Source organism: Streptomyces sp. NPDC028419 (assembly GCF_055565515.1).
The window spans coordinates 303,159-327,204 of the sequence record NZ_JBVHUE010000003.1 but is presented as its reverse complement, the minus strand read 5'-3'; the positions used below and the strand labels follow the sequence as shown (position 1 = coordinate 327,204).

Sequence of the window (24,046 nt, the reverse complement as noted above, 5' to 3'; positions counted from 1 at the left end):
GCTGCTCGCCCATGATCGCAGTTAAAGGTCGTTTCGGCGTCCAGGACCGCGGCCGGGCGGCGCGGTGCGGGTATGGCGGTCGCGGTATGCGGGCGTCGGCGACTGCGTACGTTGAGGAGAGCAGCATGGCTACGGGTGTAGTGAAGTGGTTCAACGCCGAGAAGGGCTTCGGTTTCATCGAGCAGGACGGCGGCGGTGCTGACGTCTTCGCGCACTACTCGAACATCGCCGCCCAGGGCTTCCGTGAGCTGCAGGAAGGCCAGAAGGTCGAGTTCGACGTCGTGCAGGGCCCGAAGGGCCCGCAGGCGGAGAACATCCAGCCGGTCTGAGCCGTCCGCATAGATGCCCCGCCGGCGGCCCTCAGCCGCCAGTGGGGCGTCGCCATGTTCAGCCCGTGTCGGCTGTGGTGGCGCCTCGTTGGTCCGCAGAGCGGGAGTGACCGATGCCCCTGGCGAGCAGTTGCTCGCCAGGGGCAGTGCCAAAGTCCAGAGCTTCGCGGCTCGACGCCACCAGGAACTGATCTGCTGTCCCGGTACTGGGCCCTGACTGGCTCGGGCCGGGTACGGTGTGTGCGGCCAGTTGATTGATGGATCCTCGCGGACGTCAGGTCGCCCTGGGATCTCTGCGGCAAGAGTGAACGGTGCGGTGGAGCGGTGCTGCTTACCTCGGACCCGGCGTGAGCAGCCGCCTGAGCGCTTTGCACGCCGGGCGTGAAAGTGTGCCGCGTCCGTGAGGCTGAGGGGGATCCTCACACACCCCACAGCGGTGTCCGCCCATTGCCACGAGGCGGCGTATTCACACGTGTGGAGGAAGATCACGCGCCCGCTCACGTGACTCTCCCCACTGCACCCGTCTCCTCCGCACAGTTGGCGGTGTGACCCGATCCAGCTTCCGTGGCACCGGGTTCCTGGAGCAGCGAATCCCTGGTCGCGCAAGGCGCCGTGTCCTTGTTGTTCGTGGGCCTGTTCCCTCTTGTGTCCAGGACGTGCAGTGGCGAACCGAGCAGGTGGAGGGGGTTCAGGCCAATATTGCTGTGGCCCACGACGGCCGGCGGGAGATCGTCGCCGCGGCTCGGTCGCTGGCACAGAAGTTCCGCGAGCGTGGCCGCAGGAGCCGGCCGGAGACCTGTCGTGGTGGGAGGGGGAGTTCGCGTCGCATCTGGGCACGGCGGGGCTCGAGGACCCGGACCTGGTGATCCGAACCTCGGGCGAGCAGCGTCTGTCGGGGTATCTGACCTGGCGGACAATGCAGTCGGAGCTGTTCTTATGCGAGCGGCTGTGGCCCGACTTCACCCGCGAAGACCTTGGTGGCGTTGTGTCCCCGGTCCCGCTTCAGGGAGAAATAGAGGTGGCGTCCTCCGTCGAGGACAACATCCTTTCCGCCCATGACTCCCATGAGTGTTTCGTCGTCGACCTTCTTGAAGTGGTCGATCACAGCCACGTGGTCGTAGACCATGGCCGCGGTGACTTCGTTACGGAACTCCACCATCCACAGGCTTGCGTCGCTGGGTGCGGCCTCGATCATGGACATTCCTTCGAGACCGTGCAGGACGACAGGTTTCACGTTCTGGGCCGAGTGGAAGTTCTTGCCGCGCCAGCGGATGGCTTTCGTCGCGAGTGAGCCGCGATGGCCTGTGTCGAAGACGTCTCCGGTCCATTCTCCGAGGATCTCCTCGATGCGGACGGTGTCGAGAGCGGCCCAGATCGCATCGAGCTCCGCCGGGTCGACGGGGGACTTCTGCTCGCGCAGCTCGTGGAACCGCTGCCGCGGGAAGGGCATCGCGGCCGGCTTCCTGCCGCCCGTCCCGCTGGACGCCACCGTCGGCCCCGGGGTGCCTCCCCGTGATGGGCGGCCGGGGCTCGGGGCCGACTCGATGGCCCGTGGGAAGTCGAAGAGCCGGTGCGGGTCGTAGGCCGTCTTCACTTCGCGCAGGCGCGGATAGTTGTCCGCGTAGTAGGCCTCCTGCCAGTTGTCGAGCTCGGGGTCGATGCAGTTGACGTAGGCGCGGGTGCCGACGTGCTTTCCCACGGCGGTGTGTGTGGTGCGGAGCCATTCCCGGCGGCGGTTGATCTCGGTCGGGGTGTAGTCCTTCGACCAGGTGCTGAAGTACTGGATCTTCGCGATTGCCGTGCGATGCGGATAGGCCGACGCGTGGGGTTCGACCTCGGCCACCTTTCCGGCGAGGGTGTCCATCAGGACGGTGCCGGTGCCTCCGATGTCCCGCAGGAGCTCGAAGTTCGAGACCATGGCGTCGATCGCCGCGTTGGTCAAGGGCTCGTAGACGAGATGGGATTTCGCGGCGAAAGGGGGGAATCGCGTCGGCGATTCGGACTCGAGGGGGGCCGCCGTCTTGCTCAGGCCGAGCGGTTCGACGGTGTTCAGAATCCCGGCGCCGGTGGGGGTGGTGGGGGTGATCGTGCTGTACTCGAAGGGGTGTCCGACCTGGTCGGCAAGGCCTGTCAGGAGTTTCTCAGTCTGGTTCGGGGTGCCGATCAGGGTTCCGGAGACCGTTGAGGTCAGGTGCCCGGTGTCGGCGGCCAGGACGACGATGCTGAACAGTGCGTCCGGGGTGGCGGGGTCGGTGGCCCAGTTCTGCCATCCGCGGATGAGGTCCGCCGCGAGGTGGAACGGCCATTTCGCCACGAAGCTGGTGAACGCGAGTGATGAAATGTCGACGGTGGAGTACTCGAGCGCCGTGACGACGCCGAAGTTTCCGCCGCCGCCGCCCCGCAGTGCCCAGAAGAGGCCGGCGTCGGGGTCGTCGGGCGCGTTCGTGACGTGTCGGGCGGCGCCGTCGGCGGTGACGATGTCGACACCGACCAGGCGGTCGCACGAGAGCCCCCAGGCCCGGGAGAAGACGCTGACTCCTCCGCCGAGCGTCGAGCCGGCGATCCCGACGGTGGGGCTGCCGGCCAGCGGGACGGCGAGGCCTGCGGCCGACAGTGCTTGGTCGAGTTCCGCGGTCATCAGCCCGCTGCCTGCTCGTACCGTGCCCTCGCGCAGTTGCACCGTCTTGAGGCCGCGGACGTCGATGACCAGGCCGGGGTTGGTGGAGTAGCCGGCGTAACTGTGGCCGCCGCAGCGGGTGGTGAGGCTGATGCCGTTCTCGCGGGCGAAGTTGATGCAGGCCACGACGTCGTCCTGGTGGGCGACTCTGGCGACCGCCTGCGGCTGGATGTGGTCGAAGCGCGGGTTGAGCACGAGGCGGATCTCGTGGTAGCCGGGCTTGTCCGGTGTGATCAGCTCGCCCGTCAACGCGGCCGCCAGGGGCGACCAGTCGATGGCGGTGCCGGGGGCCTGCGTTGTTGCGGGAGCGGCCCGGGGCAGGTTCTTCGCCGGCAGGTGGAGGTCGAGGTCGGGCAGTGCCTCGGTTGCTGCGGTGAGGGCGCTGAGGGCGTAGATGTTGGCGTTCGCGGGGAAGTCGAAGGGGAGAGGCCTCGGGCCGACCTGGTCGGGGATCGAGGTGAAGCCCCCGTCGCTGTCCTGCCGGCTGAGCAGGTACTCGAGGGCGGCTCGTGCGGCCGGCGGGTTTCCGTGCCTGGCCACCACGGGAACGGCTTGCGCGGTCGACAGGATGTCGCTGTCCTCGCCGTCGCTGTGACCCCAGCCGCCGTCGGTGTTCTGGGTGGCTTCCAAGTGCGCTGTGGCGCGAGCGATGGCGTCGTCGATCCGCGCTCGCCGCACCGGGGGCGGGTCCGTCACCGTGCGCAGCGCGTCCACGGCGCGCAGGATCGCGCTGGATTCGCTGATGCACCAGCTCGGTTTGAAGCTGCCGTCCGGCTTCTGGGCGTCGAGGATGAAGTCGATGGCGGCATCGAGCATGTCGGGGTGCTGGTGCCGTGCGTGGGACATGGCGATGACGGCGCCGGCCGTCATGTCGAGGTCGGAGGTGTCGCCCCGGACCCAGGTGGGGAACCCCCCGTCCGAGCCCGCCATGCCGGCGAGGTAGACGACTGCGGAGGCGATGCTGGCCGAGTATTTCCGCGGGTCGCAGGCGCGCAGGAGCTCGACGCACCGCACCGTGGTGTCCAGGTCCGTCTGCTGCACGCCTGTGGCGTAGGGCCAGCCGCCGTCGACCGCCTGTTCACCGACGAGGAAGTCGCACATCCGCAGTGCGAGTGGGCGGGAGTCGGCATGGCCGAGAAAGGCCAGTCCGGCGACTCCCACCAGCCAGATGTCCTCGCTGTCCAGGGCAGGCATGCCGCCGTCGGGGTTCTGGACGGCGAGGGCCCCGACAATGCCTTCACCGATCACGGGATGCTTGGGGTTCTCGGAGAGGACGGCGTGCAGGGCCAGCACGTGGGTGCTGGTGCTCCCCTCGTACACCCGGCGTCCTTGGCCCGACCTCAGAAGGTTGACCAGCCGTGCACGGTCCTCGCCGGTGACCCAGTGGGGGCGTCCGGTCGCGCCGGCGTGCAGGATCTTCACCGACAGGAGATGGACGTCGGTGATGGTCGACCGTTCGCCCGACCACGCCTCGGCCGGAATGCCCTGGCTGGTCACCGGCGTACCACACAGGAGATGGAAGACGACCTCGACCATCAGCCGCTTGAGGTGCCCGCGCCGGCCGGTGAACTGGTCGAGCCCTTCGGAGAGACCGGCAAGCATGCCGGCGACCCGTCCCGCCATCCAGTCAGCAGACTGGAAGCAGGCGTCGATCAGCGTCGCCTCCAGAGGGTCCGCACCACCGCGCCGCTCGTGCAGGTAGCGGGCGAGATCGTCCTGGTGGCGCTCGTGGGATCCGTTCTTGCGCAGAAGCGCGAGCATGAGAACCGATTCCAGAACCCGGCTGCGGCACCGGTCCGGGAGATTTCCCGCCGCTGTCACCGAGGCGGCCAGCCGCCCTGCCAGACGATCGGCACCGCTGCGAACGCGGCTGCTCCCGGACGGCATCGCCGGAAGATCGTTGACCGCCTCGGACGGGTAACGGCCGCTCTCGCTCTGCCAGGCCAGCATCCCGTCCCGGACCGTGCGCAGCAGCTGGATTCTGGGCGCCAGTTCAGAGTGCGAGGGTGCGCCTCCGAGAAGTCGGGCAGATTCCCGGTCGAAGTCGTCCATCCGCTCGCTGATCATCGTCCGAGCAATGGCCAATGCCTCTCGTAGCGAGCACAGCCGCTCGCGTGCCAACACGGTGACCAGGTTCTCATGGCCGTCGTTCACGTCGCGGACGACCGACTGCAGATCGTTGGCCCAACCAATCGTGTCGGCGACAGCAGCACGCAATCCGTCAAGCTCGGGAAAATTGGCAGAGTAAGTGCGCTCCACCACGTCGAGCATCGGCAGAACGGTAATACCGTGGCGGCGCAGCTCCAGATATTCCGCGAGCGAGGGATACGTGCCGCTTTTGCGATATCCGAGCTCTCGGCAGGTGGCATCAGCGAACTGGCTGTAATGAAGAATGAAACGGTCCGCCCAATTCAGGGGTACGCCAACTGTCATCCTGGACCACAGGTCGATCATGGCGCGCACTGCAGGCGCGGACGGGTCGATCCCGACGGCGTCCGATCTCATCACTGCCAGCAGCCCATCGAGCTGGTCCCTGGCAAACTCCGGGTCCGCGGACTCGGAATTCCTGTCGAACATGTCATCGACTGAAAATGTCAGGATGCCCCACTGGGCAATCAGATCGAGCGTCGCCGGATCGGCCGTCGGAGAAATATATCCGGCCATCCGACCCGCCGCGATGCGTTCCAGCCGCTGGTCCGCCGCTGCACCTACAGCCAGTCCGAACTTTCCCGCCCAATCATGCGAGCTTCGTTCGACTCGAAGCCACAGTGGATTGCACAGGAGCCTCTTCTGCAGCAAGGACCTGCTCGGCACGTCGACGCCCCTTCCGGATTATCTGCTGACCAGCCACCCCTGTTTCATTGTGGTGACCGCCGCATGGATCACCAACACACGATGATTCCTGTCCACGAAGGGATGGAAAACGGCTGATGTGGCTGGACTCGCCAAGCCTCTCGTGCCTACAGCCTTCGTCAACCCAGGGCTGGCCGGACCGTGCCCCACCAGGCGCAGGTTGCTGCTGCCGGTGTCCCGTGCCATCGAGCGTGGGCTGATTGTCATCGAAGTTGGACCAAACGCAGTTTGTGCCAACGAAGATGGATCGCCGCAGTCAAGGTCGATGCCCCGCTGCTCTGAGGGATCGGGGGTGGTGCGGGTCCTACTGGCGATAGCTCTGGGGCGGAAGCCGAATAGCCAGCGCACCCTGTGCTCACTCCTTCAGGGCTACTCCGTGCGGCTTCTGCACAGCACGGGCCTGGGTACAGCATGCTCGGGTTGCCCGAGCATTCGGGCAACCGCACGCAGCCAACCGCTAAGGAGCCACGGCATGAGCACGATTGAAGATCGCGTAAAGAAGCTCGTCTCCGAGCAGCTCAAGGTCCCGGTGGAGCAGGTCACGAACGAGAAGTCCTTCGTGGACGACCTTGGGGCGAGTCAGGAGGACTTGATCGAGATCCGCATGGGCCTTGAGGAGGAGTTCGAGACGGAGATCCCCGACGAGGAGGGCGAAAAGATCACCACCGTCCAGTTGGCGATCGACTACGCCAATTCCCACAAGGCATGAAGTCCGCATCGGCAAGGCCGCCTGAGCCACCGTCGGAACCACGCCCCTCGGTCCTCCGGTCCCTGACCCGGGGTACGTCGTGGACTGACGTCCAACGGGCGCAGATCGAGCCGTGGTGCGCTCTCGCCAAGTCACCGTTCCGGTTCTCATCGAGGCGCCTCTGGTGTGACCACCGTCCCGCTCGGCCGCCAACCCTGGCCGAGCGGTCAAACTCACGCGGTCAAGATCTCTTGGCAGGGGACAGACGAGCACCGTCCAGGCAATCGCTTGAGGACCAGCAGGGCACCGGGCCGCGGGCTCCGGAGAGGCTCACGCAGCGCGCTGGCCTGCGGCGGGGTGGCTCATCGGCGGCTCAGTTCCGCGGCAGCGCGCGGTGCGGCACTTCGCCCGGCCGCGGTGCGGCCGGGCGGGGCCACGCGGCCCGACGGACCGGCCGGTGCGTTGAGGCCGTCGGCCCATACGGCCTGCGGCCGGTCGGGCTCCTTGGAGTAGGCGGTAGCCAGGGGCTCAGCCTCCAGAAGGTCGGCGGCCGTGCAGCTCCGCGAAGCCCGCGCCGCACGCTTCCCCGCGCTACGGCGGCCCACAGAGCCAACCGCGCCGATCCGGCCACGCTCGGTCGCCACCCTCCGGGTCAACCGGCTCCCACCCCGCTGCAAGCGCCACCCCGGCACCGACCGAACCCCGCAGCGCCGCGCGCACCCGCTCCGCGTCGGCGGCCTCGACCACGGCCCGCGACCACAGCCCCGGCCCCGCTTTCCGGGGTCGGCCAGGGCCTTCGGGGAGGATTTGAGCGGCCCGTAGCGGCTGAGGAGCGTGGCTTTGTTCGCCGGCACTGGGCAGCAGAACGCCCCGGTCTGGTCGAGACAGCAGGGTGTGGAAGGGGCGCCGTGAGCAGAGCCACGTAGCCGGGAGGCTCAGGGGAACGCCAGGGGCGTGAACGCGTATGCGTGCGCCTGACCGGTGTGCATGTCGGTGCCGGTGTGCGCCGGGTATGCGCTGGTGTGCTTCCGGTGAGCTGACTGAGTGCGGGTTGAGCTGGGAAGAGCATCGCAGGAGCCCTGATCGTCGAGCCATCCCGCTGCGGCTGTGCAGAGCATGTTGTTCGAAGGAGTGGCATGGTGGATGAGCCCGACGCCGAGCTCATTGTTCTTCTCGACGAGGACTGGAACATCGCGGGCACTGCGCCCAAGATGCAGGCGCACCATCCAGGACACACCCCTGCATCTGGCCTTCACCGTGTATGTGTTCGACGAGGATGAAGCGCCCCGCGGCCCTGCTCGACCTCGACGGCACCCTGCACCCGCGCACACTCGGAGCGCAGATGCTGCGCGAACTGCTGCGGGCCGGAGCCTCCCGCGACAGCGCGGCCGGCGCGGCGCTCACAGCCATTGACGTCATCGAGGGCCGCGCCGACGAGTCCGCAACCTTCCTCACCACGATCGACGAGGTATACACCAGCTACACGGCCACGGTCACGGGGCTGCCCCACTCGATGCTCACCCAGGCCGCCAAACAAGCCTGGCAGGCAGAACGGCACGCCGTGTTCGGCTTCGTCCCCGTGCTGCTCGCCGAGCTCACCGCCCGCGGCTTCGTCCTCGCACTCATCTCCGGCAGCCCCCAGGAGGTGGTCGAGGAGGCCGGCGCCGCTCTCGGGATCTCCCACTGCTACGGAGCCCAGGTAGCCGTTGTCGAAGGGCACTGCCAGGGACGGCTGGAGCGGGCTCCCGGATACCCGGGGGAGAAAACCCGCTGCCTGGCAGACCTCGCCGCCAAGGTACCCATCGACCTGTCACGCTCAGTGGCCCTGGGCAACAGCGCATCCGACATCGAGATCCTCAACGCCGTAGGGCACCCAGTCGCCTTCGAACCCGACCAGGAACTATCAACCGCAGCCCAGCGGCACGGCTGGCCCAGCGCAGACCGCGACACCGCGCTGCACATATGTGTCAACAGCATCGAATCAGCGTCGATGGACTCGCCGTCCCGACGTACCTGAAGTGCCCACGGGAAACCGAGCGCGTGTCGCTGTAGGGGCTGTGACTCGGCTCGGGGCCCGGGAACCATTGCGGCCTGGATGGCGGCGAAGCCGACGTGGGCCTGTTCGACGGCTTCGGGGTATACCTCCTTCTTCTCATGGTCGGCGAGCGCGCGGTAGATGCTCGCGACGCCAGGGGCCTGCCCTGTGCGCTCGCCGGTGGGGATGATCGGGTCGGGCTGGATCTGCTCGACGGACTCGCCGTTCGCCCGGCGCCGCAGCACGGTGTGCAGCATGCCCTCGGTGATGACGGGTGGCCCGCCGCCGTGCTTGCCCTTGCGGGCCGCCGCGTCGAGTCCCTCGAGGGTGGACTCACGGATCTGAACGGCGGCGGGCGGCGGCCGCCAGTTCGCTGCGAACCGCCCCGCCGTCAAGTTGGCGAGCTCCAACAAGCCCCGATGTGCGCTCCTCTGGGCGAGTGAACGCGGTGCCTGGACGAGGGTCGTCCGTGGCCGAATTGGATCAAGCAACGCTTCGTGCGTGTCGTCATATACAGATGGGATTCGCCCATGAGGGTCAGCACCGCGCTGCCCGACCGTACCGCCGTCGTCACGGTCCCGGCAGAGGGCCATGCCCGCCGGGTGGCCGCCCTGCGGGAGACGATCCACTCGATCACCGACGCGGTGATCGACAGCGGGAAGTTCCACTACGGCCCGCAGACCGAGCGGCTCGAGGAGACCCTTTCGCACGTCTGGGGCGGTCATGCGGTATCCACGACATCCTGCACGCAAGCGCTCATGCTGGCGCTCGAAGCAGCCGGGGTACGGCCCGGGGACGAGGTGATCGTGCCGGCCGCCACCTTCGCCGCGACCGCGTTCGCGGTGGCCGACCTCAGAGCCGTGCCGGTGATCGTGGACGTCGCCGAACCCACCCTCACCCTCTGCCCGAAAGCGATGGAAGCCGCGGTCACCGACCGGACCCGGGCGGTGATCCCGGTACACCTGCACGGGCACATGGCCGACATGCCCGCGATCAACCAGGTCGCCGCCCGGCACGGCCTGGCCGTCATCGAGGACTGCGCCCAGGCCCCCGGCGCCAGCCTGCAGGGCAGGGCCGCCGGGACATGGGGGGACTACGGCTGCTTCTCGTTCTGGGTGGGCAAGAACATCGGCGGCCTCGACGACGCCGGAGCGATCCTCACCACCACCCCCGAGCGCGCCGGGCGGCTGCGCCAGCTGACCGACATGGGGCGCGACCGCGGCGAGCGCCATCTGCATCACGTACGCGGCCACCGGGCCCGGCTGGGAGAGGTCAACGCCGGGATCCTCACCGCAGAGCTGGGTCTGCTGCCGTCGTGGACCCAGCGCCGCAACACCATCGCCCGCCGGTACACGGCCGCCTTCGCCGAACTACCCGTCGAGACACCGGTGGTCCAGGACGGGCACGTCCACGCCTTCTACAAGTACGCACTCGGCTGCGAGGACATCCCCGCCCTCACCGAGCACCTCGCGAACGCGGGCATCGAGGCCGAGCAGGTCTACCCCTACCTCCTCCCCAACCAGCCGGCCTTCGAGGAGATCGCCCACCGGAGCCATGTCACCGAGCGGTCGGACGCGGCCACCCGGCGGCTGTGCCTTCCGGCATACCCGGAGCTCACCGACACCGAAGTCGACCACGTCATTGCCGCAGTGACCGCCTTCTATGCCGGCAGGTGAACCGTGCCCGCAGGCCAGCGGGGGTCCGAGCCCCGGCGCGCGGCCGGAGCGCGGTAGGGGCGCCACCGAAAGGGGAACACCGCGCAGGGGCATGGCTGCCTTACGCAGCAGCCGTGTCCTGTCCCGGTTTCGGCTCATGTTGTTCGCAGCGGCGGACTCGTCGCAGCCAACGACGTAGTCCTGCCGGGCGCGGTAGTAGTCGGCGTGGGAGGTGAACCCGCCCTGCGAGATCCGATCGAAAGCGGCTGACGCGCTCGCCGGGGGCGTGACCGAAGCCTTGGTGGCGGCCACCGCGCCGGCGCGCGAGCGGCACGGCGAGCCCGGCGCGGCCGCACACCACGGGCACGGGTGTCGCTCGACGTCGTCGGCGTCGGCCGGGGCGGGTTCGTGAGGGCCCGTCATGGCCCGGATGTTCTCACAACCCAGTTCTCACAAGGGGGTGCGCCCCCAGTTTGCGTGAGAACGGGTTGTGCGAACCGATCCGGCGTTCCGGCGCCCGGTGCGGACCTCCGACGGGGCTCCTCTGAGAAAGGACCGATTGCGAGAACTGCCCGTCAAGTGGGCCAGGCGGGGCCGGGGGTTATACGAGGGGGAGGAATCTGGCGACCGGCCCGAACATGCCGGTGAGGAAGATGTCAGCGATGTCGACCTGCTCGGGGGTCGGCTCCGTGTAGGAAGCGATCGTCCACTTCTGGCCGGGGCCGCCCTTGGCCTTGCCGACCAGGCGGCCGTCGTCGTCGGTCCAGTACGTCCGCTCCGACGGCACGGTCTGGCTGTCCGAAGCGGTGATGTAGGTGCCGTCATAGCTCCACCGGTAGGTGCTGCCCCCGTACCGTTTGGCGCCGCAGCCGAACAGCTCCGTCCGAGCGCCGACCCTGCCCACCGGCTTGGTGATCCCGTCCTTGCCGGCTGCGTCGAGGTAGGCACGCATCGCCTCGACGAACTTCTTGTCGATGCCACCGAGCGCATCCGCCCCGTAGAACGCCAGACGAGCACAGCGGTCGTTCCACCTCGCCACGCCCTTGAGCGGGGCTCGACGCTGCCACGCCCGCACCGGCGCCTCCGCCTTGAGCGCCTTCACCAGGGCCCTCTCGGTCCTTTGCGCCTTATCGAATGCCTTCTGCAAGGTCGTCGGCAGTTCGAGGTGCTCCAGCATGCTCGCCAGGTCTACCGCTCCGGAGTTTTCCATCGCCTGGATCTGCTGCTCTAGCAGGTACTCCTGGTCCTGTGGCTCGGCCCGCTCCATCTCCTCCTCCAGCTCCTGCACCTCCTTCGTCCCCCACAGCAGCACCTCCTCAGCGGACTTCTGCAGCTGCTCCTTGGTCAGCGGCTTGCCGTCGTTCGTAATCGGGTCCTGGTGGGCCTTGTTCGCCTCCGTCAGGGCCTCGGCCTTCCCTCTGAACGTCTCCAGCAGCGCCCCGTGCTGGGACCGAAGCGCCTCCAGCAGGTCGGCCTGCCTGCCGTTGAGCTTCTCCAGCTTCCCTTCGAAGGACTTGCCCTGTCGCTTCCAGGACGCCAGCTCGTCTTCGTAGTCCTGCGTGGCTTGGGCCGTCCACTCCTCGGGGATCAGCGCGCCGAGCCGCTTCGCGACGTCCCCGGTCGCGTCGTTGAGCATGCTGGCGAACCACTCCCGCAGGGAGACCTTCTCGCTCTCCTCGGCGAGCGGGTTGCTGTACATTCACACGCCGTAGTCGCCGATGTTCTGCAGATCGCTGACCGCGGAACTGGCGATCTGGTTGAACGGCCGACGCTCCAGCGAGTCTTGGTGGTACCGGTAGTACCAGGCGGTGGCCTTGGTGCCGTCGGCCGGCCCCAGCTCAAGGCTCGGAGGGTAAGTCCGGCTCAGCAGGTACGTGGTGCCCAGCCTGTAGTCGCGATGCTCCACGGTCTCGCCTAGCCGCACCCGCAAGCAGCGGCCGGACTCCTGGTTGACGATGGTGAAGGGTCCACTCGGGAATTTCGACATGATCAAAGTCTGGTGCCGCACCCCCGGCCTAGGCGGGTGTCCTTACCCGGGCGGCACCCGAAAGGCCGCACTTTCACGATCATCAACGTGCAACGACCCGGCCCCTCCAGCAACACCCGCCGCCGGGGCGTCGACAGTGGAGCCGGGGGTTGAGCGCTCTCCCAGCGCTCCCTGCTCAGGAACTTGGCCCGCTCCTCGCCCCACTGGCCACCGGGCCGGGCGTGGACGTCGCGGCGAGGAGCGGTGCAGATGCTCCCAGCACGCACAAGAAGTACGGGGCCTTGTCCGCCAGGCCGGCTTCGGACGTCGCTGCTTGTCGCTCCGATCCTCCTCAAGGGCCGGGACGTGGCCTGTCCGACCGCAGAATCGGACAGCCCGGGTTGCCGGCCTCAGGACCTTGATGCGGCCGTTACCGCTGAGACTGATCGCGAGCCGGTCCTCAACTCTCTGGGCCCGGACCTGCCCAAAGGGGCCGGGCGGGTGGTTTACGGAACCATGATCATCCGCAGGGGTGAATGCGGCTGGAACGCGGTGCGGCCCGCGGGAGGGAATGAGGTGTGCCCGGTTTCCCGCCGGGCCGTAACCTGCCCAGAAAGGGCATCATTCACATGCTTATGCGTACCAAGCTGGTCCTGGCCGGTCTCGGCGTCGCCACGGTCGCGGCCACCACCCTCGGCGGGATCGCGATGGCCGCCGACCCCACCACCAACACCGTGGCCCCCTACGCCCAGGCCGCGGCCACCGTCAACGCGAACGGCACCACCGCCCAGAAGACCGCCACCATCGCCTCGGTCACCAACCCCGACACCGGCTCCTACTGCATCGTGCTGACATCGCTTGTTCAGGCTTCCAAGTCCATCCCGATGGCCACCCTCGGCAACGACGCCCCCCGGGGCAGCGACGTCCGCGTCTCACGCAACGCCCCCTCCTGCCCGGGCAACTCCATCCGCGTGACCACCGGCACCGACGGGGTGGCCGTGAACCGGCCGTTCTACTTCATGGTCCCGTAACAGTCGGCTGCGCCGGTGTCCCGTCCGGGTTCTCCCCGGACGGGACACCGTCGTAGTGTCTGGCCCGCGCCTTTCCTGAGCGCGTTCACCCGGGCCTGCGGCCTCCGGCTCTCACAGGGCCCCGGGTCGGTTCCGGCTACTGGAACGCGTACTGATCGCGCATGCCACCGTCGCGCCGCACGAACGGGGACCGGCCGGGTCACGTCTTGGTCGCGGCCCCGAAGAGCGGTGCGGGCGGCGGCCCGCTCCGGGGCCGCGGGGCGTCAGCCGCCGACGGTGAAGGTGAGGGTGTGGCCCTTGAGGGCGACGGTGGTGTTGTACTTGCTGCTCCAGTAGCCGCCCGTCTTGACGGCGTCGGTCAGTGTGAGTGTGTAGGTGCCCAGTGGCAGGCCGGTGAGCGGGAACTCGCGCGTGAAGTCGATCGGGTAGGGCGGCTTGCCGCCCGTGACGGTGATCTCCTCGGTGCTGATCACGTTGCCGTCGGCGGCGGTCAGGGTCGGCGGACCGGTCAGCGTCAGCGTCCCCGTGATCTTCGGAATGGACTCTCCGGCCAGGCGGTACTTCTCCGACAGCCAGGTCACCGCCTCCCAGAAGGACAGCGTCGCGTGGAAGCGGGCGGTGGCCTTCTGGTAGGTGCCGTCCCAGCCGAGGTCCACGCTCAGGCGCGAGACCACACGGCTCACCCGCACCTCATCGGTCTGCTCGCCGTGGGCCGGGCTGTGGAAGCTCTGGTAGACGTCCGGGTCGGTCGCCTTCTCACCGGTGTTGATCCAGTCGGCCCCGCCCATCCCTCCCCGTCCCCAGCGGTGCACGTAGTAGTGGTCGCCCAGCTTCAGCCGGCGAAGGGTACCCACCGCAGGCTTGGACTGGGCCCTGCCGCCGCCGAGGTGGACCAAGGCGTCGAGGAAGGAATCGCTCGGGATGTCCACGTCCGTGGCGATGTCCAGCTTGCCCACGCTTTCGTATCCCGCCGGGAAGAACGTCAACCGGGCGGCGACCTCATCGTCGGCCTTGAGCATGACGCCGGTCAGGGTGCATCCGTTACTGCTCTGGTCGGTCACCACGAACTGGGTGTGAACCGGGTAGAAACCGGCGGCGTCCCCTTCCTCCTCCTCACAGGTGTAGGTGAACTTGGCATGGACCGCCTTGGCGAACGCCCGCTCGTCCCGGGCGTTCAGGGAGTCGATGAACGCCCGGACGGCGGGCTGCCTCAGGTTCTCGGTAGAGATCATGGACAGCAGCGTCCCGCAACGAAGCGGCCACGCACACGCCCACACACGACCCCCTCACCCCTTCGGCCGAGCAGACGAACCGGCCGGCGATCGCGGGTCTGCGCACCCTGGCGCACCACACGTAACACCCTCTGCGGCATCACCCACTGCCGGGGTGTCGACGGTGGGCCCGGCCCCGGTGGGGTCGGCCCCACCGTCATGCGGACGGATCGTCCTCTTCTACGCGCAGTGCTTGCCGGCCGGATCCCTGCGGGCGGAATAAGGCGTAGCGGCCGAGGAAGTCGATGTGCTCGAACTGGAGCGGTGAGAGACGGGCTAGGAGATCGTCGGTAACGGGGAAGCCGTCGGCGGCGAGCTGTTTCGCGGCCCTGTTTCCCTCCCCGGCCGGCCGGCTGCGCGCGGGTCCGCTCGCATGCCCGGGTGCGGGCGATCCGCTGGATCCCCGCGGCGTCCGCGGCGCGCACGCCCAGTGGTGCGGGGTAGCGGCCCAACGACGACGTCGCCGTGGCGACCGCGGTCGAAGACGGAACGGGCATGTCTGCCGAGTGGGAGCGGAGTCGCCAGGCACCGACCGGTCCCCTGCCGACTCCGCTCCGGGAGGGGGCGAGAGTTGTCCCGGTGTCAGCTGCCGAGGAAGCCGGCGATGGGTCCGAACAGGCCGGTGAGCGCGATGGCCTTCACCGGATCGGGCTGGGTCTGGCTGGGCTTCCAGGCGGCCAGGGTCCAGGTCTGGCCGGGGCCGCCCTTGGTCCTGCCGACCAGGGAGCCGCCCTCGTCGGTCCAGTAGGTCCGCTCCGAGGGCACCGTCTTGCTGTCCGCGGCGTAGATGTGGGTGCCGTCGTACGCCCACCGGTAGGTGCTGTCCTTCTCACGGAGCGCGCCGCAGCCGTACATCCTTGTCGATGTCCTGCCCGACTCGACCTCCGGCCGGTGGAACCCCGCCTCGGCCGCCGCGTCCATGTAGGACTGCGCGGCCTCAACCCCGTCGAGGTCCTCCTCGACATGGTGCTCGGGGAAGGTGACGGAGGCGCAGTAGACGTGCCAGAGTTCCAGCTTCTGCGACAGGCTCGCGCCGGCTCCCAGCTGCGCCTTCGCTTCCTCCCAGAACGCTTCGGGCGGCAGTACGGCGAGCTTCTCCTTGAGGTCCGGGGGCATGTCGTCCAGCGTGCGCCGGAACTGTTCGGCTGCGCGGTTGCGGTCCTCGGCCGTGGGGAACCAGTTGATGTCGAGCCACACGCAGTAGTCGCCGATGTTCTGGTATTCGCCCACGGCGTGGCTGACGATCTGGTTGAACGGCCGGCGCTCAACGCCGTCGTGGATGGTGCTGAACCACCAGGCGGTCGCCGCACTGCCGTCCGGCTCACCCAGCTTCAGATCCGGCTGATCGGTGACGGACTGGAGGTATTTGGTCCCCGCCTTCCACTTACTGACGTCCTCCGTCCCGCCCAGCCGTACGCGGACACAGCGGCCGGTCTCATTGTTGACGATCGTGAAGTTACCGTCGGGAAACGTTGACATGACCGCAGTATCGGCGGCCGAGCCCACCGGGTCAGGTGTCTTCCGTGATCTTCAGCCGAAGAGGCGAACGAAGAGCATCCCCAGGCGTGGCGGTCCGAACCGGCGACGACACGCCCGCCGGACAGCACCAACCCGGCTCGGGACCCCACAGCACTACCGGCCGCGCGTCGCCGCGCCCAGGCTTCCGCCACGAGCATGGCCGGCCCGCAACGACGGAACGCTGCGGCCGTGCCGTCGGGCGCAGAGATCTGGCGTCGTCCTACCCGAGATGGGCGTTGTGGCGGTCCAGGTGGGCGGCGGCCAGTTCCGCGAGGGCCGGCCCGCTCCCCTCGTAGGCCAGTGGGGCGAGTTCCGGCGGAGGGACGTATCCGTCGGGCATGGCCGCGTACGCGTTTTCCATCAGGACCTGGTACGAATCGGCCAGCATCCGGGGCCATGCACCGGTCAGGGGCGGGCGCATGCGGGCTTCGGCCGCGAGCGCAGCGTGGTGCATGGCGGCCTCGGTGGCTGCCTCTTTGGCGGTGAGATCCGTGATCAGTGGGCGAGAAGGCGTGAACGCGGCGAGTGGCCCGGGCAGGGCTGCGGCGGTTCCGGTGGGGGCCAGGAGGGCGTCGGCCAGGGCGGTCGCGATGAGGGGGGAGATGTGGAGGCCGTCGCGGTGGGTGCCCGAGGCCACCCACAGGCCGTCTTGGGGGGTGGGGCCGATGACGGGGTGGCCGTCCAGGGCGATGGGCCGGTTGCCGTGGTGGGTGTGCGTGATGGCGGCAGTGGCCAGGTGGTGGTCGAGCTGGCCGAGGGCGGCATCGAGGAGGAACCGCAGGGCGCCGGCCGTGGGGTGCGGGACGGGGGTCAGGCTGGGGTGGGCGCTGGCGCCGATGTAGCGGGAGCCGTCGGCCTGCGGAACGGTGTGCAAGCCGCAGGCGTAGGCCCGGTTGGGGGTGCGGATCACCGCGGGGAGAGGCTCTGGGCCGGTGGCGGTGAGGGAGGTGCCGGCCGCGGCCAGGACCGGTAGGACCGGCAGGTCCGGGTCCAGGGCGGCCAGGAGCGGTGTGGTCCAGGCGCCGGCCGCGACGACAGCGCGCGGGGCGCGGAAGGCGCCGGCGGGGGTGTCGAGGAGGTAGCCGGTCGCGGGCAGGGCGGTGAGGGTGCCGGCCGGTGTGCGGGTCACGTTCGGGAGGGTGGCCAGGGCGGCGTCGAGGGTAGTCAGCCAGGCCCGGGCGTCGAGGAATCCCTCCTCGGGGAGGTACCAGGCGCGCAGGGCGCGGTCGTTGTCCAGTGGGCGGTAGGCGGGGATGTCCGAAGGGTCCGTCGCCTGGCAGCCCAGCCCGTGTGCGGTTGCGGCTCGGGCGATCGCGGTGAAGGAGGCGTCGTCCAGCGGTGAGGAGACCGTGTTCAGGATGACGAACGTGCCGGTGCCGTATCCGTCCGCCCCCGGGGCACCGGTGCCCGCGCGGGCGCGTACCTGCTGCCGCCAGGCCGGCCACCGTGCGGCTGCCGTGACCGCAAGTTCGGTGCGCAGCCGCCCGTGCCGGGTCCGCGCAGCCAGGTCGGTGACCTCGCCGAGAGTGCCGAGCATCGCGCCCGCCGCACGCGATGCTCCCGCGGCGCCAGCCGCACCGGCCAGTACGACCCGCACGGACGGCTCCGCCGAGGCCAGCGCGAACGCGACCGAACGGCCCACCACCCCGGCCCCGACCACCAGCACGTCCACACTCTGCACCGCCACGATCACCCCATCCTGTCGGCCCTCGGCCCTGCGGCCGTTGCGCCGCTCCCGCCCCGGGCCAATCCCGCCATCCAGCCACCGCTCCCACCCGAGATCAAGACCACTCCAGGCCACCCTGCTGGGGGACATCTCAGTTCTGGCCGGCAGTCCGCACGCCACACTGCCCGCAACCTGACACCTGGTCGGGACAGCCGTTCCGTGAACGGACGAGGTCCAGATGGTCGAGGCCGGGTTTGTCCTTCGCGGGCCAGAGGGATGCATCGGCCGTGTTCTCACTACCTGAAGCCTCGCGGTGGGAATCCCTGCGCCGCCAGTTCACCGCCGACGGATACCTCCCCCTGCCCGAGCTCATCAGCCCCGCCGGGCTCGCCGACCTCACAAGCGAAGCACGCCGGCTAGAGACCGATGCCGTGCGGCGGGACTTTCGCATGCCCTGCATGGACGACAGCCCCCGGCACATGACCACCCTCGGCGGAGACCACATCGCCCGCACTTCACCCCTCGTCACGCAGTCCTACGAGGACCAGAACCTGATGGGGCTGCTCTCCTCACTCCTGGACGAGACCGTCGTCGCCGTCCACGACCCCATCGAGCGCCACGTCCTCAACGTCCTCCACCGCCCCGGCGACACCCACGGCGCCCACACCGACGACTACCCCCTCGCCCTGGTCCTCTTCCTCGAAGCCCCACCCCACCGCACCGACGGCGGACTCCTCGAATTCCACCCCGGCCGCAGTGATCTCGCCGCCCTCGCCGCACCAGGCACCCGTCGCGCGCACCACAGGGCGGCCGACGGATACCTCCTGCGCAGCGACCTCACCGCCCACCGCGTCACCCCACTCGAACGCCCGGGGGTACGGCGAACCGTCCTCAACTTCGCCTACACCACACCCGACCGACAACAGGCGACCACCGCCTCCGCTTCCCTTCTCTACGACTGAGCCGCTGGGGCCGGTTGGGGCGTCTGGCACACGAGGCGTCGCTCTTTCGGGGGCGAGGAGACGTTTCCGCTGTTGGGAGCGGTACGCGGCGCGGGACATGATCCCGGTGCCCCGCACACCCGGGGCTTCCCCTTGCTCCCCGGAGGTGTTCGTCCGTGGTCCTTGTCATCGTCGTCGCCGTACTCGCCCTGCTCGCCGGCCTCGCCGCCAACCGGTACCTGCGCCCCCGGCTCCTCAACGAGGACGACGACACCGGCATGGCCGTGAAGGATCTGGTCGGGCCGCTGCTGACACTGACCGTGCTGCTCCTCGCGTTCGTCCTGGTCACCGCCAACGGCTCCTACGGCAAGGCCGAGGTCGCCGCGCGCGGCGAAGCCCGCGCCGTCGACCAGCTCGTCGAATCCGCCGAGTACGCGCCTGCCGCGCAGCGGGCCGAGGTCCAGGCGGACGCCGTCTGCTACGCCCGTGCCGTACGCACCCAGGAGTGGCCCGCGATGGCCGACGGGCACGGCTCGGCGGCGCCCAGCGTGTGGTCCACCGACTTCCGCCGGGTCTTCCGTGAGGTGGAGGGCAAGCCGGTCTTCGGCATGCTGATCGGCGCCGACAACAAGCGGTCCGAGGAGCGGGAGGAACGGCTCACGCAGGCGACGGCCAGCATCCCCGGCGTCATCCTGTGGTTCCTCCTCGCCACCCTGGCCATCACCGTGATCGCCCTCGGCGTCTGTCTGCCCCGCCGCAACAACCGCGGCCAGCTCATCACCCTCGTCGTGATCACCGCGCTGCTGACGACGGCGCTGTGCATCATCCGGGACGTCGACCGGCCCTTCGGCGGCATCATCAACGTGGAGCCGACCGCGATGGCGGAGGTCGAACGCCAGGCCACCCGTGACTTCACCATGAACCACCCGGCCACCGACCTGCCCTGCGACGACCACGGCAACCGCAAGAACGCCTGACCGCAACCCCGTCCCACGGCGGCGGGCCGCCACGCCGTGCTCGGCATCGCCCGCCTGCACAACTTCGCCCTCGCCGGACAGGTGAACGGGCCACACGACCACCGGCCCCGATGGCGGCAGCATCGAATCCGGCGTCCACGGAACCATCACCCTCACCGGCACCGACGGATCGAAGCGCGTGGGGGACCGCGGCGGCCGGGCAGCCGGCGGCGCTGACGGCATCGGCCCGGGGGGTGAGTTCACGCTCCTCGACCCGTCGATCTCCTCCATCGATGAATTCACCATCGGCATCGACCTGTGGGACATGGGCGCGTCGAGTGGTGACGGCCACGTGGCACAGGGCGCATCACCTGGAAGCCCGCTGAAGGGGTGGGGCGTTTCAGCCGGACCCTTCACGGGGCGGACGGCGGCCAGGTGTCCCTCGCCTATCGCGTGTGATGACGGAGCCCCGCCCCGGCTCCGGCCGGCCTGTCTGGCCTTGCGGGGCGGGGGCGGGGAAGGACTCGCGGTTACCGGTCGGGGGCGGCCTCGTCGTGTACGCGTCGCAGCACGCGCCGAGCTCCGTTCCAGCTGCGGCACACGGCGAGGACCACGTCGTTGCCGGCGATGCAGCCCATGAGGTCGAGGTGCGGGGCCGCGTCGAGCAGGGTCGCCAGGTATCGGGCCCCGCCCGGCAGGGTGTGGAGGACCAGGGTCGGACCGGCCTGCTCCGTCCGGACGACCAGCCCGGCCGTCGCCGCGGAGTCCTGCGGCGACGGGAGGGGTGCGGTGAGCGTGCTGGTCATCCGCCGGCCACCGCACCGAGGAGCATGAAACCCATCGTGACCGTCAGGGTGAGCGCCATCAGGGGCCAGATGAAGCGCAGGTACCGGTCGTAGGGGACCTTGGCCAGGGCGAGGCCGCCCATGACCACGGCGGAGGTCGGCGTGATCAGGTTCACCCAGCCCGACGCCGACTGGTAGGCGGTGACCACGAGGCTGCGCCGCACTCCGGCGAAGTCGGCCAGGGGGGCCATGATCGGCATGGCCAGTGTGGCGTGTCCGGAGGACGAGGGGACGAAGAACGCCAGCGGGATGTTCACCAGGAAGGTCAGCGTGGCGAAGATCCCTGATCCGGTGCCCTCGACCGCCTTGTTGAGGACGTGCAGGATCGTGTCCGTGATCTGGGCGTTGTTCATGATCACCGTGACACCGCGCGCCAGCACGATGATGAGGGCGGCGCCGATGAAGTCGCCCGCGCCACTGACGATGGCGTCGACGGTGCCCTTCTCGCCGAGCCCCGCGATCAGGCCGGTGACCACCGCCGCGACGATGAACAGGCCGGCGAGTTCGGGGAAGTACCAGCCCAGGGTGGGTACCGCCGTGATGCCGAATTCGGACCAGGGGATCACGGAGAAGATCATCAGCGCGAAGGTGGCCGCGAAGACCGCGATGACTCCCTTGTGCCGGCCGGTCAACGGGGGGACGTCGTCGCTGTCCCGCCCCAGCCCGTCGTCGGCCCTCGGCTCCACGAGCGAGGCGGCCGGGTCCCGGGCGACCTTGCGGGCGTAGCGCAGGACGAAGGCGATGGCGATCGCGGTGAGCGCGGCCCACATCGCCAGGCGCAGCACGATGCCCTCGCCCGTGCCGATTCCGGCACCGGCCGATGCCACGCCCGTGGCGAAGGGATTCACGGTCGAGGCGAGCGTGCCGGTGCCCGCGCCCACCATGATCACCGCGGCCCCGGTCATCCGGTCGTAGCCGAGCCGCAGGGCCAGCGGGACGACGAGCGCGTAGAACCCCAGGGTCTCCTCGGCCATCCCGTACGTCGTGCCGCCCAGGGAGAACACGCACATCAGGACAACGATCAGGAGGGTCTTGCGGTGCGCCAGCCGCTGGGCGAGGCGCCCGATCGCCGCGTCGAGCGCCCCGGACTTCATGGCGACGGTGATGAACGCGCCGACCGCCAGGATGAAGAGGAAGACGGCGGCCGCTCCCATGAGGGTGCCGTCTCCGCCGGGCGAGGTGTGCCCACCGCTTCCGGTCACTCCGTACAGCCCGTTCGCCGGAGACAGGAAGAGGTCGCGGAGCCGGTCCAGGAAGGAAGCGGAGGAGTCGACCGTGTGGTACGAACCGGGGACGGGGCGGCCGTCTCCGTCCAGCCGGTAGGCGCCGGGCGGAATGGCGAAGGCCACCAGCCACACGCCGAGCGTCACGAGCCCGAGGACGGTGAAGGCGCTGGGGAAGCGGAAGGCGCGGCGGGGGCCTGCGGGCGCTGGAGCCGGTTCCGCCGTCGGCGGCGGCTCGGCGGTGGGTTCCCGCCGGTCTGGCGGATCCGTGGGGGAGGGGGAGGCCGCGTCCCGCACCCCTGGTTCCAGTGCCGGCCGGTGCGAGGACGCTGCGCTCATGACATTCCCTTGGCCGGGGCGCCGGAGTAGGCGCCGCTCGGGGTGACGATCGTCCCGGCCCGCCCCGCGAGGATCCCGACGACCTCGTCCAGCGAGCCGATCGCGGCCATGTCGCCCGTGAGCTCCACGAACCGGCACACGGCCTCCACCTTGGGGCCCATGGATCCGGCCGGGAATTCCTCGGCGCGCAAGGCCGCGGGCGTGCTGTTCCGGATCTCCCGCGCCCGCGGGGTTCCGTACCCCCGCATCACCCGGGGCACGTCGGTGAGGAGAAGCAGCGCGTCCGCTTCCAGGGCCTCGGCGAGCAGCGCGGCCGTGAGGTCCTTGTCGACGACGGCCTCCACACCGGTGAGCAGGCCCTGCTCGTCGCGGACGACGGGGACGCCGCCGCCGCCCGCGCACACCGCGATCGCTCCCTGATCCAGCAGCTGCCGGATCAGCCGTGTCTCCACGATCCGCTGCGGGAGCGGGGACGGGACGACCCGACGCCAGTGCTCGCCGTCCCGGCGTACGGTCCAGCCACGCTCCTGCGCCAGCCGCTTGGCGGTGGGCTCGTCGTACACCTGGCCGACGAACTTGGTGGGGTTGCCGAAGGCCGGGTCCGCGACCGACACCAGGGTCTGGTTGATCAAGGCGCACACTTGGCGGCCGGGCAGGCTGTTCTGCAAGGACTGGAGCAGCCAGTAACCGATCATGCCTTGGGTCTCCGCGCCCAGGACGTCGAACGGGTACGGACAGCTCAGCGCCGGATCGGCGGCGCTCTGCAGAGCGAGTACGCCTACCTGGGGGCCGTTTCCATGGGTGACGACGAGCTCGTGTTCCTCGGCCAAGGGGGCCAGGGCGGCGACGGCGCGCCGCACATTGGCCAGCTGGACCGACGCGTCGGGCCTGTCACCACGCTTCAGAAGGGCATTGCCGCCGAGGGCTACGACTACACGCACGGGGATCTCCGATCCGGGAAAGAGGAGAAGGGGAACGGGGTGCCGTGAGGCTCGGTCCGGCCGCGGGGCGCGGGCCCCACGGCCGGACGCTCCTCACGCACCGAGGGTGGCGACCATGACGGCCTTGATCGTGTGCATGCGGTTCTCGGCCTGGTCGAAGACCACGGACCGCGCCGACTCGAAGACCTCGTCCGTGACTTCGAGCGCTTCCAGCCCGTAGCGGGCATGGATGTCGCGACCCACGCCGGTGTGCCGGTCGTGGAACGCGGGCAGACAGTGCAGGAACTTGGCCCCCGGGTTGCCGGTGGCCTCCATCACCTCGGAAGTGACCTGATAGGGCGACAGGAGCTTGATCCGCTCGGACCAGGTCTCCGCGGGCTCGCCCATGGAGACCCACACGTCCGTGTAGACGAAGTCCGCGCCCGACACGCCCTGGAGGAGGTCCTCGGTGTGCGTGATCGACGCGCCGGTCGACGTGGCGATGACCGTCGCCTGGTCCACGACCGCCGTGTCGTTCCACAACTGCCGCGGAGCGACGATGCGGACGTCCGCCCCCAGCAAGGCACCCGTCACGAGCAGCGAGTTGGCGACGTTGTTGCGGGCATCGCCCACGTAGGCGAAGGACACCTCGCTCAGCGGCTTTCCGGCGTGCTCGCGCATGGTGAGGAAGTCGGCAAGCATCTGGGTCGGATGCCATTCGTCCGTGAGGCCGTTCCACACGGGCACCCCCGAGGATTCCGCCAGCTCCTCGACCAGCCGCTGCGAGGACCCCCGGTACTCGATCCCGTCGTACATCCTGCCGAGCACCCTCGCGGTGTCCCTCATCGATTCCTTGTGGCCTATCTGGGATCCGCCGGGGTCGAGGTAGGTGACGTGCGCGCCCTGGTCGTGCGCGGCCACTTCGAAGGCGCACCTGGTCCGGGTCGAGGTCTTCTCGAAGATGAGGGCGATGTTCTTCCCCGTCAGCCGAGGGCGTTCGGTGCCGATCCGCTTGGCCCTCTTCAGGTCGGCGGCGAGGTCGATGAGATGGGTGAACTCGGCCGGGGTGAAGTCGAGTTCCTTGACGAAGCTGCGATGGCGCAGGTTGAGGGCCACGGTGGGCGCCTTTCCGG

The 24,046-nt window shown here is 69.3% G+C and carries 18 protein-coding genes and 2 pseudogenes; 8 read left to right on the top strand and 12 right to left on the bottom strand.

Features of this window, described 5'->3' with window-relative positions; all coding sequences use genetic code 11:
• Positions 1–125: 125 nt before the first annotated feature.
• Both ACZ4UB_RS05775 and ACZ4UB_RS05770 read left to right on the top strand, forming a co-directional pair.
• On the top strand, positions 126–329 hold the full coding sequence (locus ACZ4UB_RS05775) for a cold-shock protein (protein ID WP_468068486.1): 204 nt from the start codon (positions 126–128) through the stop codon (positions 327–329).
• A 661-nt stretch (positions 330–990) separates the two neighbouring features.
• A pseudogene (locus ACZ4UB_RS05770) lies at positions 991–1,251 on the top strand (undecaprenyl diphosphate synthase family protein); the annotation flags it as partial.
• A 12-nt stretch (positions 1,252–1,263) separates the two neighbouring features.
• Here the strand turns inward: ACZ4UB_RS05770 and ACZ4UB_RS05765 are convergent.
• Positions 1,264–5,805, bottom strand: coding sequence for a terpene synthase family protein (locus tag ACZ4UB_RS05765; protein WP_468068485.1), 4,542 nt, complete (start codon positions 5,803–5,805; stop codon positions 1,264–1,266).
• A gap of 526 nt (positions 5,806–6,331) precedes the next feature.
• Between ACZ4UB_RS05765 and acpP the strand changes: the two genes are divergently transcribed.
• The gene (acpP, locus tag ACZ4UB_RS05760; RefSeq protein WP_468068483.1) at positions 6,332–6,568 is read left to right on the top strand and encodes an acyl carrier protein; all 237 of its coding nucleotides are present in this window, start codon (positions 6,332–6,334) and stop codon (positions 6,566–6,568) included.
• A 914-nt stretch (positions 6,569–7,482) separates the two neighbouring features.
• Here the strand turns inward: acpP and ACZ4UB_RS05755 are convergent.
• The gene (locus tag ACZ4UB_RS05755; protein ID WP_468068482.1) at positions 7,483–7,773 is read right to left on the bottom strand and encodes a hypothetical protein; all 291 of its coding nucleotides are present in this window, start codon (positions 7,771–7,773) and stop codon (positions 7,483–7,485) included.
• A gap of 50 nt (positions 7,774–7,823) precedes the next feature.
• On the opposite strand from ACZ4UB_RS05755, the gene ACZ4UB_RS05750 reads away from it, so the two are divergent.
• Both ACZ4UB_RS05750 and ACZ4UB_RS05745 read left to right on the top strand, forming a co-directional pair.
• On the top strand, positions 7,824–8,564 hold the full coding sequence (locus tag ACZ4UB_RS05750; RefSeq protein WP_468068481.1) for an HAD family hydrolase: 741 nt from the start codon (positions 7,824–7,826) through the stop codon (positions 8,562–8,564).
• A gap of 548 nt (positions 8,565–9,112) precedes the next feature.
• Positions 9,113–10,258, top strand: a complete 1,146-nt coding sequence (locus ACZ4UB_RS05745; protein ID WP_468068480.1) for a DegT/DnrJ/EryC1/StrS family aminotransferase — start codon at positions 9,113–9,115, stop codon at positions 10,256–10,258.
• Positions 10,259–10,552: 294 nt separating this feature from the next.
• Here ACZ4UB_RS05745 and ACZ4UB_RS05740 read toward each other — a convergent pair.
• From ACZ4UB_RS05740 to ACZ4UB_RS05730, 3 genes and pseudogenes are all read right to left on the bottom strand, one after another.
• A pseudogene (locus ACZ4UB_RS05740) lies at positions 10,553–10,660 on the bottom strand (zinc finger domain-containing protein); the annotation flags it as partial.
• Between the two features lie 178 nt (positions 10,661–10,838).
• Positions 10,839–11,936 (bottom strand): hypothetical protein, encoded by a 1,098-nt coding sequence (locus tag ACZ4UB_RS05735; protein WP_468068479.1) that lies wholly within the window; start codon positions 11,934–11,936, stop codon positions 10,839–10,841.
• Positions 11,937–12,224 (bottom strand): hypothetical protein, encoded by a 288-nt coding sequence (locus ACZ4UB_RS05730; protein ID WP_468068477.1) that lies wholly within the window; start codon positions 12,222–12,224, stop codon positions 11,937–11,939. It abuts the gene before it with no gap.
• Between the two features lie 614 nt (positions 12,225–12,838).
• Here ACZ4UB_RS05730 and ACZ4UB_RS05725 point away from each other — a divergent pair.
• Positions 12,839–13,234, top strand: a complete 396-nt coding sequence (locus ACZ4UB_RS05725; RefSeq protein ID WP_468068476.1) for a hypothetical protein — start codon at positions 12,839–12,841, stop codon at positions 13,232–13,234.
• Positions 13,235–13,497: 263 nt separating this feature from the next.
• On the opposite strand, the gene ACZ4UB_RS05720 is transcribed toward ACZ4UB_RS05725, so the two are convergent.
• The 3 genes from ACZ4UB_RS05720 to ACZ4UB_RS05710 form a co-directional block, all read right to left on the bottom strand.
• Positions 13,498–14,466: a hypothetical protein gene (locus tag ACZ4UB_RS05720; RefSeq protein ID WP_468068475.1), complete on the bottom strand. Its 969-nt coding sequence runs from the start codon at positions 14,464–14,466 to the stop codon at positions 13,498–13,500.
• Between the two features lie 621 nt (positions 14,467–15,087).
• On the bottom strand, positions 15,088–15,984 hold the full coding sequence (locus ACZ4UB_RS05715; RefSeq protein ID WP_468068474.1) for a hypothetical protein: 897 nt from the start codon (positions 15,982–15,984) through the stop codon (positions 15,088–15,090).
• A gap of 259 nt (positions 15,985–16,243) precedes the next feature.
• Positions 16,244–17,710: an NAD(P)/FAD-dependent oxidoreductase gene (locus ACZ4UB_RS05710; protein WP_468068472.1), complete on the bottom strand. Its 1,467-nt coding sequence runs from the start codon at positions 17,708–17,710 to the stop codon at positions 16,244–16,246.
• Between the two features lie 266 nt (positions 17,711–17,976).
• Here ACZ4UB_RS05710 and ACZ4UB_RS05705 point away from each other — a divergent pair, with 266 nt between their 5' ends.
• Both ACZ4UB_RS05705 and ACZ4UB_RS05700 read left to right on the top strand, forming a co-directional pair.
• Positions 17,977–18,651 carry a HalD/BesD family halogenase gene (locus tag ACZ4UB_RS05705; RefSeq protein WP_468068470.1) on the top strand — a complete coding sequence of 225 codons (675 nt, stop codon included), beginning with the start codon at positions 17,977–17,979 and terminating at the stop codon, positions 18,649–18,651.
• Between the two features lie 155 nt (positions 18,652–18,806).
• Positions 18,807–19,607 carry a bestrophin-like domain gene (locus tag ACZ4UB_RS05700; RefSeq protein ID WP_468068469.1) on the top strand — a complete coding sequence of 267 codons (801 nt, stop codon included), beginning with the start codon at positions 18,807–18,809 and terminating at the stop codon, positions 19,605–19,607.
• 509 nt (positions 19,608–20,116) lie between these two features.
• Here the strand turns inward: ACZ4UB_RS05700 and ACZ4UB_RS05695 are convergent.
• The 4 genes from ACZ4UB_RS05695 to argF all read right to left on the bottom strand — a co-directional run bounded on the left by ACZ4UB_RS05695 (position 20,117) and on the right by argF (position 24,029).
• Positions 20,117–20,392, bottom strand: coding sequence for an arginine repressor (locus tag ACZ4UB_RS05695; protein WP_468068468.1), 276 nt, complete (start codon positions 20,390–20,392; stop codon positions 20,117–20,119).
• Positions 20,389–21,993, bottom strand: a complete 1,605-nt coding sequence (locus tag ACZ4UB_RS05690) for a YfcC family protein (RefSeq protein WP_468068467.1) — start codon at positions 21,991–21,993, stop codon at positions 20,389–20,391. The genes ACZ4UB_RS05695 and ACZ4UB_RS05690 overlap by 4 nt, the downstream gene beginning before the upstream one ends.
• Complete coding sequence (gene arcC, locus ACZ4UB_RS05685; protein WP_468068466.1) at positions 21,990–22,934, bottom strand: carbamate kinase; 945 nt, start codon at positions 22,932–22,934, stop codon at positions 21,990–21,992. The genes ACZ4UB_RS05690 and arcC overlap by 4 nt, the downstream gene beginning before the upstream one ends.
• Before the next feature lie 93 nt (positions 22,935–23,027).
• Positions 23,028–24,029 (bottom strand): ornithine carbamoyltransferase, encoded by a 1,002-nt coding sequence (gene argF, locus ACZ4UB_RS05680; protein WP_468068465.1) that lies wholly within the window; start codon positions 24,027–24,029, stop codon positions 23,028–23,030.
• Positions 24,030–24,046 lie beyond the last annotated feature (17 nt).